8 protein-coding genes are annotated in these 12,419 nt (G+C 50.9%); 2 read left to right on the plus strand and 6 right to left on the minus strand.

Annotated elements, in window-relative coordinates:
* Positions 1 to 11: 11 nt before the first annotated feature.
* From ABV298_RS25400 to ABV298_RS25415, 4 genes are all read right to left on the minus strand, one after another.
* Positions 12 to 1,451, minus strand: a complete 1,440-nt coding sequence (locus ABV298_RS25400; protein WP_353718934.1) for an FAD-dependent oxidoreductase — start codon at positions 1,449 to 1,451, stop codon at positions 12 to 14.
* Between the two features lie 271 nt (positions 1,452 to 1,722).
* A complete protein-coding gene (locus ABV298_RS25405; protein ID WP_353718935.1) occupies positions 1,723 to 2,118 on the minus strand; it encodes a response regulator in 396 nt (131 codons plus the stop codon).
* Between the two features lie 94 nt (positions 2,119 to 2,212).
* Positions 2,213 to 3,217 carry a chemotaxis protein CheB gene (locus ABV298_RS25410; RefSeq protein WP_353718936.1) on the minus strand — a complete coding sequence of 335 codons (1,005 nt, stop codon included), beginning with the start codon at positions 3,215 to 3,217 and terminating at the stop codon, positions 2,213 to 2,215.
* A 53-nt stretch (positions 3,218 to 3,270) separates the two neighbouring features.
* Entirely contained in the window at positions 3,271 to 7,407 is a 4,137-nt protein-coding gene (locus tag ABV298_RS25415; RefSeq protein ID WP_353718937.1) for a CheR family methyltransferase, read from the minus strand.
* A gap of 734 nt (positions 7,408 to 8,141) precedes the next feature.
* On the opposite strand from ABV298_RS25415, the gene ABV298_RS25420 reads away from it, so the two are divergent.
* Both ABV298_RS25420 and ABV298_RS25425 read left to right on the plus strand, forming a co-directional pair.
* On the plus strand, positions 8,142 to 9,011 hold the full coding sequence (locus ABV298_RS25420; RefSeq protein WP_353718938.1) for a response regulator: 870 nt from the start codon (positions 8,142 to 8,144) through the stop codon (positions 9,009 to 9,011).
* A gap of 135 nt (positions 9,012 to 9,146) precedes the next feature.
* Entirely contained in the window at positions 9,147 to 9,860 is a 714-nt protein-coding gene (locus ABV298_RS25425) for a hypothetical protein (RefSeq protein WP_353718939.1), read from the plus strand.
* A 30-nt stretch (positions 9,861 to 9,890) separates the two neighbouring features.
* Here ABV298_RS25425 and ABV298_RS25430 read toward each other — a convergent pair whose 3' ends face one another.
* Both ABV298_RS25430 and ABV298_RS25435 read right to left on the minus strand, forming a co-directional pair.
* Positions 9,891 to 10,142 carry a hypothetical protein gene (locus ABV298_RS25430; protein WP_353718940.1) on the minus strand — a complete coding sequence of 84 codons (252 nt, stop codon included), beginning with the start codon at positions 10,140 to 10,142 and terminating at the stop codon, positions 9,891 to 9,893.
* A 620-nt stretch (positions 10,143 to 10,762) separates the two neighbouring features.
* Entirely contained in the window at positions 10,763 to 12,412 is a 1,650-nt protein-coding gene (locus tag ABV298_RS25435; protein ID WP_353718941.1) for a SusD/RagB family nutrient-binding outer membrane lipoprotein, read from the minus strand.
* Between the last annotated feature and the right edge of the window lie 7 nt (positions 12,413 to 12,419).

Below are 12,419 nucleotides of genomic sequence, written 5' to 3' on the forward strand. Positions count from 1 at the left end.
GTTGAAAGGCCTCAAACCAGCATGCCGGTATCCGCTGCGGTTTTCAGTCCGGTTTCGGTGATCGATGCGCTTTCCTGATAATTCTCGTAATCGGTATTGATTCCCCAGAGGTCGATGCTTTCGTCCCCGTCGATTTTCCGTGCAGCCAGCATGCCCATTAAAATGCTGTGGTCCTGGTTATTGTATTTAAATGAACCGTACCGCCCGATCGGATACAGGTTCGAGATGCCTGAAAAGAACTGTTGAACGGGCAGCAGGGCGCTGAAATATCCTTTCGCATACACCGGGTAGCATTTGGGAATGCGGTAAACGGCGGCATCGATAACCGGCATGGACCTGGCCAGACCCGTTTCGGCCAAATCGGATTTGGCAATTTCAATCAGCTTTTCGTCGGGGGAATGCCACATCGGATCGTCCGAGTTGCACCAGAGCTCCAGGGCCAGGATCGTCTTATCGGAATTATTGTACAACTCTGGCAACCAGTTACGGAAATTGGTAATTCTTCCAACACTCAATCCGGGGGAGTGTATATAAAGCCACTGGTCCTCGAATAAATCCTTGCCGTCGATCAAAAGGTACACCAGCACCGTATTCCGGAACGTAAGCATGCGGAGGTTCTGCCGCACTTCGCCGGGCACGTTTTCAAGATTGGCCGCAAGGCTCGTCAGCGGCATTGTGCTGACAACCGCATCGTAAAGTCTGACCGTGCCATTTTCCAGCTCGATACCGCGGGCGGTGTTATTTTCAACCAGCACCCGTTTTACTTTTGTATTCAGAAAAATAAGTCCGCCGTTACGTTGAACGTAATCGCCCATACGTTCGTAGATCATCCCTGTCCCGCCCGTTGGATATGCGAACTGGTCGACCAGGGTTTTATGCCGGCCGCTGTTGCCCGTAATGCTGCTTTTGATTGCTTCGAACAGCGATAGTTTTTTAATCCGTTGGGTAGCGAAGTCGGCGTCGAGCTCGCTGCATTTGATTCCCCAGAGCTTTTCGGAATAATTTTTAAAGAAAATAGAGAAAAGCCTTCTTCCAAACCTTCTGACGACCCAGCTTTCGAAATCGCCCTTCAACCGAACAGGTAAAACCTTCTGCACACAATAGCTGAACATACAACGGAATGCTTCCCACAACCCCAGGTTTTTCAGGGCATTCACAGGTTTAAGCGGGTAATAGAAGAAGCGGTTTTTGTAAAATATCCTGGTTTGCCGGTTCACCATGCGGTAGTCATTACCGGCGACTTCCAGCCAAAGTTCGTTGATTTGCCTATCGCTGCTGAAAAACCGGTGGGGGCCAAGGTCTGCCAGGCATCCCCAAAGCGTAATTGTTCGGCACATGCCGCCGACCTGGTCCTGGGCTTCGAATATTTCGACTTTATAATTGCGTTTTGTGAGCTCGTAGGCGGCAGTCAAGCCGGCCGGTCCTGCCCCGATAATTGCAACGGTCTTCATAAAAGGTTATTAATGGCGAATTCCTTGGGGCGCAACAGGCCCCGTTCCACCGCTTGGTGCGCTCGGCTTCGATGCAAATGTTGGCCCTCAGCGGCGTCAGGCCAAACTTTTTTTAATAAGCCGACTGATTTCAGGAATGAAGCGTAGCAAAATGCACATGGAGTGCACTTGATCGTCTACGGCAGCGTTGCCGGTACGAACTCAAAACCATTATGTCCGGATCGCCTGTTTAATCGCCGACCGGTTGGCGGGTCGACAGGCATAGTCTTGCCTATTTCATAGCTGAAATGGCGTCGTGAATGGCTTTGGAAAGTTCTTCGATGGTGGCAGGCTTGGCAAGGAACCTGGTAAAAGCCGATTTGCCGGGATACTTCTGAAATATATCTTCTTTATGTCCGGTGTAGGCTATTATCGGAAGCAGTTTTCCCCATGGTTGTGCCCGAATGTGTTCGCAAACGGCAAAACCATCCATATCGGACATTTCAATATCAAGAATGACCGCATCGAAAACTTCCGCTTCCGTCATGGCGATGCACCGCGGCCCCGATTCGCAGGTTTGGGTTCGAAATCCCGAGATCTTCAAAAGTGAACTGGTTATCAGCAGCATATCCCGGTTGTCGTCCACGACCAAAATATTGAAACGCGAATTGAGTTCCTTGCTTGTCATACCAATAGCGGCTTAAATAGAGGATAACAGAGGTTTTTGATCATATTGGCGATATATACGCCGACCGGTTGTTCCGTTTCTACGTCGGTAAAGGTCAATTATAGATCAGTTCCAGGAGCCGCCTGGACTTGTCGCTGAGCTCCCTCGCTTTCCTGTGGTACTCTTCCGCTTCGGGGTGCTGGCCCTGGTGCTCTATTTGAGAGGCTGCCTGTTCGGCAAGGATGATACCCTCTTCCAGCCTTCGAACCGCCTGCCATAGCGCTGCTTCGGTCATTTCAACGATCGACTGCCACAGCGACGACCGCGAGAAACTATGTCCGGTATGGCAGCGGTATCTGACCGACCTGCCTTCCCGGATGCTCACAAGCGAGCCACCGCACTCGGGACAGGTAAGGTTTGTTGCGTCTCCCATTTGAATGATGCCGTTTTCGAATGCGCTTTTTTGAGCTGCGATAGCTATTTCGGTTTTAAGGCGGTCCTTGTCGGGGAATACCCTGGTCTTGCCGGCGCGATCCGATTGTACCAGATTAGTCAGCAACGCTCCCAGGTCCCTGAGCTTGACCTGATAATCCACCTCCATTGCGGCCAATACACTTTCAGGCATACTTGCAAACGACGCATCGGCCGGATCCTGCACAATTGCAATACCACCCATTTCTTTGATGGTCCATAGACCGGAAGTGCCGTCGCTGAGCCTGCCGGTCAGGATGACGCCTATCACATCGGGTCCGTACCAGTAGGCTGCCGAGCGCATTGTCGCATCGATAGAAGGCCTGAAATTGTTTTCTTTCGGGCCTTTGCTGATAATAATCCACGATCCGTCCAGCAGCATATGGTGATCCGGCGGGGCAACGTAAATATGGCCATCGGTAATCAGCTCGCCGTTGATCGCGTGTGTCGCTTTCAGCGGTCCGGCGTCCGACAGTATTTTCGGCAAAAAGCTTTTTGTTTCCGATTGCACATGCTGCACTACAAATATGGCTGCTTCAAAATTTCGCGGAAGCATGGCCGCAAGCTCCCTTACGGCATTTACACCGCCCGCCGAAGATCCGATGACGATAACTTTACGCTTGTGAACTGAGGTGCCCTGCTGAGTCATTTGTTGATTTTTAGAACTTTGGCAGACACCAGAAAAACTATGCCAGCGTGTCGCTAGTAGGAAGCGGGAAGCCAGACTTCAAACCTTGTCCCGCCGCCATTTCCTGTCTTCACTTCGATCGTCCCTTCCAAAAGCTCCACCAGCCGCTTGACAATAAACAAGCCTATTCCTTCTCCCTTCTGACTGGTATGCACAGCACCTGCGGGCCGACCGGGCGCCTCTGCGTCAGCGGGCATTGCATTGCTGTCTGTAAACAGGTTTTCGACGAGCATATCCGGAATGCCCGGGCCGGTGTCCTGTACAGTCAGTTTCCACATATCGCGCCCGCCGACCGACGCCTCAACCGGCCCCCAGGTCACCTTTACTTCTCCCGCGCCGGTGTATTTGATCGCGTTCAGTATCAGATTCTGGGCGATGCGCCTTACTTTCACCATATCTCCCTGAACGATGATCTGGCGAGGTCCGTCGAAATGAAACCCGAGCTTCTTGTCGGCGGCAATCTTGGCGGACCCCTGGCATAGCTCGCTCAGCAGGACGGACACATCGAACTGATCAATTTCCAGCTTTTCTTCACCCGCTTCCAGACGTGAATAATCCAATAGCTGGTTCATCATGGAGGTAATATTCTGCAGGTTGCGCTGGATCATTGCAAGCGATTGGGCACGGTCTTCCTCAGTGTCCATTACCTGCAGCAGGGTAGCGGCCCCTGAAATGATCCCGAAACTGCCCCTCAGATCGTGGAATGCCGATCTCAGGAAGGTGCCACGGTGCCTGATGTATTCCTTCAACACCGAAAGCGATTCGATCATCTGAAATGATTCTTTGAGCTGTTCGACAAGTGACTTTTGCTGGTGGAGGGCCTCTTTCAGCGCCGTCGTGTCCAGCTCTGTTACAGCGACGCCGTCGGGGTGATGGCTCACCGAGACACCGAGCCAGCTCTGACTGGCTTCGTCAAAAATTTCCTTGTACTGTGAACGCTTTTCCAGCGCGGCGGCCAATATCCACTGCTGATTCGGTTTCTGATAAAGGCCGGACATCAGCTGACCGGTGATCTGATCGACCTGGATACCGAACGCGTCGCTGAATTTTTGATTGCAGACTGCGAGCATATAATCCTGCGGGGCGTTATGCGAGGCCGGAACCGGTTTGAAAAAGCCGATTGAAGCCGGCGAACTGTCCAGTACCGCTTGCAGGTTCGCGTTCACCTGTTTCAATTGCCTGGTCCGCTCTTCGACATTCTTGTTGAGCTGTTCGGTGAGCGTCTTCTGTAAATGGATGTCGGTACACGTGCCGATGTAGCCTGTAAAAGCACCATCTGGCGAAAACATGGGTTTGGCGCTTTCGAGTACCCAGCGGTATTCCCCGTCACGACGCCGAAGGCGGTATTCCGCCTGGTAAGATTTCTTTTCGGAAACGTTATCCGACTTTATCCGATCATAAGGCTCCCGGTCGTCGGTGTGGATATTTTCGGTAATCTTATGCCCTTTTCCTCTGTCGAACGATTGGCCGGTAAAATCCAGCCAGGCCTTATTGAGAAAGTTGACCGTACCGTCCGCTGACGATACCCATATGAATGCATTGGCATTGTCGACGAGCTCTTCAAACCATTGCTGACGCTCGCGGAACAGGTCCTGAGCCCGCCGATGCTCGGTAATGTCCTCGAAAACAAGCAGGACAGTCTCCTTTCGGTGGAGTAAGATTTTCCGGGCATGGACCAGCATGAAATGCTCCTCCTGTGCGGCCAACCGCAATTTCACTTCAAACCCCTTAATGGAATTTCCACGGCTGAGTACTTCGTGCATGATTTCGCGGAAACCGGTAAAGTCCAGCTGGCGGTCGGCCAGTTCATAAACCGACGAGCCCTCGACATCCTGGAAAGGGGACTGGAAGATCCGGTAGAATGCGCGGTTCGCGTTTTTGACGCGAAGCTGGTTGTCGAGCACCAGGGTAGCCTCATTGATCGTGGAAAGAATAGCCTCCGAATACTCATAGGACTCCGTGAGCTGATCGTTGCGTACCTGCAATTCCTGGTTGATGGTTTGCAGCTCCTCGTTGGCCGACTCGATTTCTTCCTTGCTGGTTTCGAGTTCTTCGTTGATGCTTTGCAGTTCCTCATTGCTGCTGATGATCTCCTCGTTGGCCGACTGAAGTTCCTCGTTGCTGGCCTCCTGCTCCTCGATGATCGAATGCAGATCCTGTTTAAGCGCGGTAAGCTCCGCTTCCAGTAACAGGTTGCGCCTGTCGACATCCGCTACCGTACCTGCTTTTAACCACTGGCTTTCTTCGATCTCTTCGAAAAGGATCAGAAAAAGCTGCTGTTTTTCCGATTTTATCAGCGGGACCGCTTTTATCGAAACATAATGCATGGTCCCGTTGACGGGCAATTCCAGTCCGTTCTTCGTGACAGGCGCATCACTTTTCCGGGCTTTGTGGATGGTATTCCGCAGCTCGAAGACCAGCGGCGCCCGCGCCATTTTGGTAAGGTTGAGGCTCGCCTTTCCGGGTGAAGGCTCCAAGAACATGCCCGTAGCTCCCCGAAAATGCAGAATCTCAAGGTCCTGGTCCACCACCACGCATGCCGGAAAGTGGTTATTCAACAGCCAGCTGTCTACGAGCTTGTCGATATCGGTAGTTTGGAGCACGTTTTGTTCTTTACTCTGTGTGGCTTTTGCACCAAAAATCGGATTGCTCCTTTTGATGCTTACATCCATCGGAATTCTGGCATACGTTGTATTCTTCCGGACAAATACCTTGAATTCCTTTTCGATTTGTGAAAAATGAGATGGGGAGCTGCCAACGGCTTCCGATTTGCCCAACAGGAGTATTCCGTCCGGGTTCAGCGCATAGTGAAATGTCGCCAGAGCCCTTTTTTGCAGGCTGTCGTCCAGGTAAATCAGCAGGTTCCGGCAACTGATCATGTCAAGGCGCGAGAATGGCGGATCGCTCAACAAATCGTGCGGGGCAAAAACGCAAAGGTCCCGGATCGGCTTATTGACCCTGAACTGGTCTTCTGTTGCTGTGAAAAACCGTTCGAGGCGCTGTGCGGACACTTCCTTGACTTCGCTTTTCGTGTAAATACCCAGGCGCGCCCGCGCAATGGCCGGTTCGCTGAGGTCGGTGGCAAATATCTGTACCGGGACACTGGAGGCGCGGTCGCCCAGGACCTCGATCAACAGGATGGCCAACGAATAAGCCTCCTGCCCGGTAGAACATCCGGCAACCCAGAACCGGATCGGCTCATTGGCGGCTTTGCTTCTGATGATCGAGGGCAAAACCTGTTTTTTCAGATGTTCCATCGTCTTTTCGTCGCGGAAAAAACTGGTTACATTGATAAGCAGGTCTTTGTAAAGGGTCGTTGCCTCCTCGGGATGTTTTTTGAGATAATAGGTATAGTCGGCGAGCGTGTCGAGTTTGTAAAGGAGCATTCTGCGGATGATGCGCCTGCGGATAGTGTTCTTCTTGTAATGACGGAAGTCAACCCCGACGGCCGTTTTGACAAATCCCAGGATTTTATCCAGGTCTTCGTCCGAAAAATCATTCTGGGCGATATCCCGCGTTTCCGAAGTCAGGTGGAAAACCGCCGCCCGCTGACTGAGCTTGACCAGTTCCGCAGCCATTTCTTTCGGTGAGAGGACCATGTCCACCACATTTTCGCTGATCGCCGACTGGGGCATAGCGGGATATTCGGCGCTGTCGTCCTGCACAAGGGTAATTCCGCCCGCGACCTTTATAGCTTTAAGGCCCATGGTCCCGTCCGAAGACATGCCCGACAACACGATCCCGATGGCGCCGTCTTTCTGACGTTCGGCCAGGGAGATAAAAAACTGGTCGATGGGCAAATGGATATCAGGGCGCGGCTTTCGCTGCGTCAGCACCAGCACACCGTCGACGATCTCCATACTCTTGTTGGGCGGGATGATGTAAAGATGATTGGGCTTGACAGGTAGCAGCGGGCTGGCCTGCATGACGGTCATCGAGGTGACCCGGGCGAGAATTTCGTCGAGCTTGCTCTCCCGGTCCGGCGCAAGGTGCTGAATGTAAACATAAGCCAGACCGGTGTCGGCGGGAAGATGTTTCAAAAGCTCGATAACCGCTTTTTGACCGCCTGCCGAACCACCGATGGCGACGACTGGCACCGGCAGGTGGCCGGGATCCAGGTTTTTATTGTGTGAATTTTCCTGATCGGACATATTCATTGGGGGTAACTAAATTACCGTTGAAATCAAAGTAAGGTCACAAATGTAGCCTTTTAGGATAGTATTTGCCGCAATGCAGCTATTTCTGCAAAGTCTGTGCCGCCCACAGCAGTACATTAAAAAGGGTGGTATCTTCTCACACGCAGTATACAGCAACGACGCGATCCGTACAATTCGCCGTTACAACAAGTGAAGTGCGCCGGATGCCGGGGTATTAATTCCACGGCGAAAATCTGTGTTTAATATTATTAGAAAAGCGGGAAACCGCTGTTTATACTGTTAGCCGGCCGGCAGTCCGACGGGATATCTGTCGAGTTTAAGTCCCTTTCAGGATCGGCGGGCGATCAAATAGCCTGCATGCCGGATCGCTCTGGTAACCAGGTAATTTGTAGTCGTATTTATCGAAGAAGGTCTTCGAAAAACGACTTGCTTTCGGGAAGGGTATATGCTTCAAAGACCAGGCAGCTTATTCCGGTTTTATCGGTATTCGTGGCTGGAAATCACAAATGCCTGGATGTAAAAACAGCATAGACATGAAAAGCGCGTTAATGAGCGGTTCATTGTCCGGAACCATTTGAATGGGAATTGTAGACCTTGATAATTGGCATGCATTTTTTTTCAATTTTCGGCTGCTTTTGTGAAACCCAGGGGAAGCTGTAAAGTTCCCGGATTCTTAAAGTTGAAAACAGGCAAAAGAAGAAGTATCGAACTTAAAACATGTGTACAGAATGACGACAGGCAAGACCATTTTTATTGTCGACGATGACGAGGACGATCGCTTGCTGATTACGGAGGCCTTTCGGGATTTTGAACCATATGTGGAAATCGTATTGCTCGAAGACGGTTGTGGATTGCTGGACATGCTTCGGAAGAATATCATCATGCCGGACCTTGTCCTGATGGACATGAACATGCCCAGGGTAAGTGGCCTGGAAGTTCTTCATACCATGAAAAAAGATCCGGTCCACCAGGCAATTCCCGTCGTGATCCTTTCAACGACCTCCAATAGCAGTCTGATCAGCCAGGCGTATGAGATGGGAGCGAATGCATTTATGGTCAAACCGGTTACAACTACGGATTACCAGGCAATGGCCAGGGCAATCAACATCTGTTTTTTAAATACCTTTTCCGCCGATCACTTCCTTACTTCCTTTAAGCCACCGGTAGCCAGGAGTATCCTTATCATCGAGGACAACGACGATCATTCCAGGCTGATACATTTTGCCCTGAAACAGCGTATGCCCAATGTAGAGGCTATAAGGCTTTCCGACAAATATGAGACAATACAATTTCTGCATAACCAATATAAAGGCCTGAAACCGTTGCCGGCCATGATCCTACTTGATTTGTACCTGCCGACCCGCGAAGACGGGCTGAGCGTATTGGAGGAAATCCGGAAGTTTATCGTCATTAATCGTCTGGCGCGTGTCCCGATTATTGTTTTCAGTTATTCCGATCATCGGGAAGATCTGGCCGCGTCGTTTGCAAAACAGGCGAACGGTTATCTGGTCAAACCTCAGGATTTTAGCAAATGGTCGTTTTACTTTGAAAACCTGTCGTACTTTTGGTCGAAAACGATGGCGCTACCCGGGAACTAGGCTTTTCGTGTACGAATCCCGCGCCTGCAGGTAGGAGAAGGACTTGGTGTGCATTATGTACAGTTGCCCGGGGCTGGTATGTTTATTGTGGCTGATGATTTTTCACAAAGCATGTTCATCCCAAACTGAAACAGCATGGCAAGGACAAAGAAAATCAGCAGCGAGAACGAAGACGAAATTACCGTTCTTCCCGAGGACAAGGCAAAAAATGGAAAGTCGAAGGACCTGTCCGCAAGTTATAACCGGTTCAAGAGCTATCATGGCAAGGAATACACCGGAATGCAAATCGGGCGTGGCCACCACTGGCATTACGACGAAGGGGACTGGAAGGAAACGAAGATTACGCCCGATTTGTGGGAGATATCTTACGCTGTCACCAAACGCAGGGTAGGAAAGGCCCCGAAGAACTCCGGCGTACCGGTTGGTACCGCATACCAGTGGTACATTCTTGCACATCAAAAAGTTGTAAAACTGGACGCAAACGCCTATTCGACAGATCTGACGGGCCTGAAATTCAAACTGGCGCATAAACGGGCCGACAAGGACAAATGGAGTGCAAAAGCGCCGACCCAGCGAAAACACCTGATACAATTTCTCCGGGACATTATCGATCAACTGGAAAAGGAACCGATTCCCCTTCAATTTGAATTTAATGGGAAAACCTACAAGGGAGAGGCCGTGCCCATTGCCGCCACTTGTGCGGAGGGTATTTGCTATGAAGCCGATGTCACGCTGAACGATGAAAACCTGGGCATTATTCGCTGCGCCAAAAGCGGCTGGAAACTCGATCGGGCCGACCCGGAACTCACCCGGTTAATCGGGGACCAGATTTTCAGGCACTTCGAATAGACATTTCTTTCGAGAAATTGCCGGGTCCGGTTACCCGATATCCCTACGGCTTATTTCCGCTTGAATATTTCTTAGATGTTCCGAATTCCTGCGACCAATCATAAAAGAAACGATAAACAAAATAACAGGCAGGATAAAGCTTTTATGTGTTGCAGCGTAAACGGCAATACCGACTACCACGCCTATAAGCACCGCGATTGTAATTTTTTGCGTTTTCAGTTTTTTCTCTTCCGACACCAGTTCTTCAAGTGTCATTTTAGAGTAATCTTTATTTGAAAGCATACGAAATGTTTAGGTTAGTCAAATGCCGGAACTGTAATTGCGCTGTACTTATGCTTGCTAAATAAATGGCGTTCGCAAATCGCCGGGAGAATCCGGCTTTGGCAACAAAGAAATGCCTTTTGAAAAAGAAAGACAAATCCGGTGATATTAATTCTGATGCACGCCGTTACAATGCGGCCTGATTAAGCCGGATTCGTGCGGATCGATCCCAAACGGCTGTTTGGACGAATGTGAAGGCAATAAAAGGCCGTATCGCATGCTCCCGGATCAGAATAATGCCATGCGTATCAAGCTGATTATGTCGAGCGAAAAAGTTGCCAGTTTGATCCAGAATTTAAAGCGCTTTTGCTTTTCCATACATGTCGGGATTTTTAAGCAAAATACTTTTGAAACATGTCACTGTCAACCATTATTTTATGAACGGAACGGCGTGTTTTTCTGAAATGCTTCGCCGAAACTGCCTCGTGATTCGAAAAGAATTAATCTGGCTTCGTTTTCTGATGGGCGATTCGACACACAAAAAAGACCGCCCGAAAACTGGTTCGAGGCGGTCTTTTTGTGATGCGTCCGGGTCGGTATGTTTGCGGGAAAAATGCCGTCCGCCGGATATTGCCGGCGCCCTACATGAGCAGCCACATTTTCGAATATTGGTCGTCGACGGCGGGTGAAAGTCCCCCCACGCCCAGGTCGTAAGCCTCCTTGTTCTGGCCCAGTTCGTTGCCCGGATAACGGTAACGTTCAGGGAACTGAAAGCCTCCAAGACGGCCATTCTTGAAGATGTCGGGCAAACGCGTCCGCCGCAGGTCGAGGTATGCTTCGGATGATACCAGGAACAGGCTTATCCATTTCTGATCGGCAATTTTGGCGAGCTGTCCTGCCTTGTCGGAAGGCAATGCAACGCCCGGCTGCGCCAGGTATTTGTTCACCGCTTCCTGGCTCACCCCCCAGCGAAGCAGCGAGTTGGAAATTCCTTTACGGTAATAGGTGTCGGCACTTCCGGAGATCAGGCCTTTTGCCGCCGCTTCCGCGAGAATGAACTGGACTTCGTCGCTGTTCATGATCTGCGCTTTCAGCAGCGGGTGCTTGTTTTCACGGAACAGCTTCGAGAATTTCGACACCTTGAAATTTCCGACCGTACCACCGGCGGCTACGTCGTAATGCCCGTTTCCGTTCTTCCAGTCTGCCAGCATTCCGGCTACAAAGCCTACATATACTTTATTGGAATCCAGCAATATATCCTTGGTCGCGTACGCTGCGATGTCCTTGTTCTTGCGGTCGATGTATTCCCAGGTAGAGGTATAGGTGTAACCGTTCGGGTCGGTAGTGGTAAAGCTCTGGCCGTTCCTGGCGGGGTCGCTGGTCCAGGGCTTTTCTACCGGCGCGAACCATATCTGCATCCGCGGATCGTTTAGCTCGGTGAGCTTGTCTATCAATGTTTTACATGGCCTGCGGGTGTCGAAGTTGTCGATAGTGCCCCAGTTCAGCGGTCCGCCCGTCCACGAATTCCCATTGTCGCCGCCCAGCGTGCCGATATAGGAAATAGAGGCGTTTTCAGTCGGGTCGGACAACAACGGCGCGGCCGCAAGTGCCGACAAACGCGCACCTGCGTCGGGCAGCTTGGCCGAAGCGCGCATTGTCAGTCGCAGTTTGAGGGAATTGGAAAATTTCTTCCACTTTTCCTTATTGCCGCCGAACATCAGGTCATAGCTTTCCGAAACGGGCTCCGTGCCGGCATCCATCAGTGCATTGGCATCATCCAGTTCTTTGAGCAGGCCGGCGTAAATATCCGCCTGCTTGTCATATTTCGGGTAAAGAATACCCTCCCGCGCTTTGAGCGCTTGCGAATAATATATGTCGCCGTAAAAATCGGTCATAAACGAAAACAACAGCACCCTGAACACCCGGAAAATACCCTGGTGCGTTTTCGAGTTGCGCGTTTCGGCCAACCCGATCGATCCGTCGACGAGTTTCAGGATATCCATGGCTGTATACATGTCGGTCATGGGCGCCCGGAACGCGTTGTAAAAGTTATCGCCGCTCTGGTAGTTGCTTTCCATATGCTGTACGGCACCCGGCAGAATGCGGGTGTCATAGCCCATTTTCTGGTAAAACAACGTGGTTTTCTTGATAATGGAAGCCAAAAGGTAGGGGTCGTTCACCGACTCCACGGCGTCCTTTTTCTGGATGGAATCATAAGTCCGCAATTCGTCATCCGAACAAGCAAAAAGTCCTGCGATGGCAGCTATTGCCAATATTTTAATCGATTTCATGGGAGTT

Origin of the sequence: Dyadobacter sp. 676, assembly GCF_040448675.1 — a bacterium.
Classification (GTDB): domain Bacteria; phylum Bacteroidota; class Bacteroidia; order Cytophagales; family Spirosomataceae; genus Dyadobacter.

What these genes read in the sequence shown, in the direction of transcription:
- ABV298_RS25415 (WP_353718937.1), bottom strand. Translation starts at nt 7,407, where the DNA reads ATGTCCGATCAGGAAAATTCACACAATAAAAACCTGGATCCCGGCCAC.
- ABV298_RS25400 (WP_353718934.1), bottom strand. Translation starts at nt 1,451, where the DNA reads ATGAAGACCGTTGCAATTATCGGGGCAGGACCGGCCGGCTTGACTGCC.
- ABV298_RS25410 (WP_353718936.1), bottom strand. Translation starts at nt 3,217, where the DNA reads ATGACTCAGCAGGGCACCTCAGTTCACAAGCGTAAAGTTATCGTCATC.
- ABV298_RS25430 (WP_353718940.1), bottom strand. Translation starts at nt 10,142, where the DNA reads ATGCTTTCAAATAAAGATTACTCTAAAATGACACTTGAAGAACTGGTG.
- ABV298_RS25420 (WP_353718938.1), top strand. Translation starts at nt 8,142, where the DNA reads ATGACGACAGGCAAGACCATTTTTATTGTCGACGATGACGAGGACGAT.
- ABV298_RS25425 (WP_353718939.1), top strand. Translation starts at nt 9,147, where the DNA reads ATGGCAAGGACAAAGAAAATCAGCAGCGAGAACGAAGACGAAATTACC.
- ABV298_RS25435 (WP_353718941.1), bottom strand. Translation starts at nt 12,412, where the DNA reads ATGAAATCGATTAAAATATTGGCAATAGCTGCCATCGCAGGACTTTTT.
- ABV298_RS25405 (WP_353718935.1), bottom strand. Translation starts at nt 2,118, where the DNA reads ATGACAAGCAAGGAACTCAATTCGCGTTTCAATATTTTGGTCGTGGAC.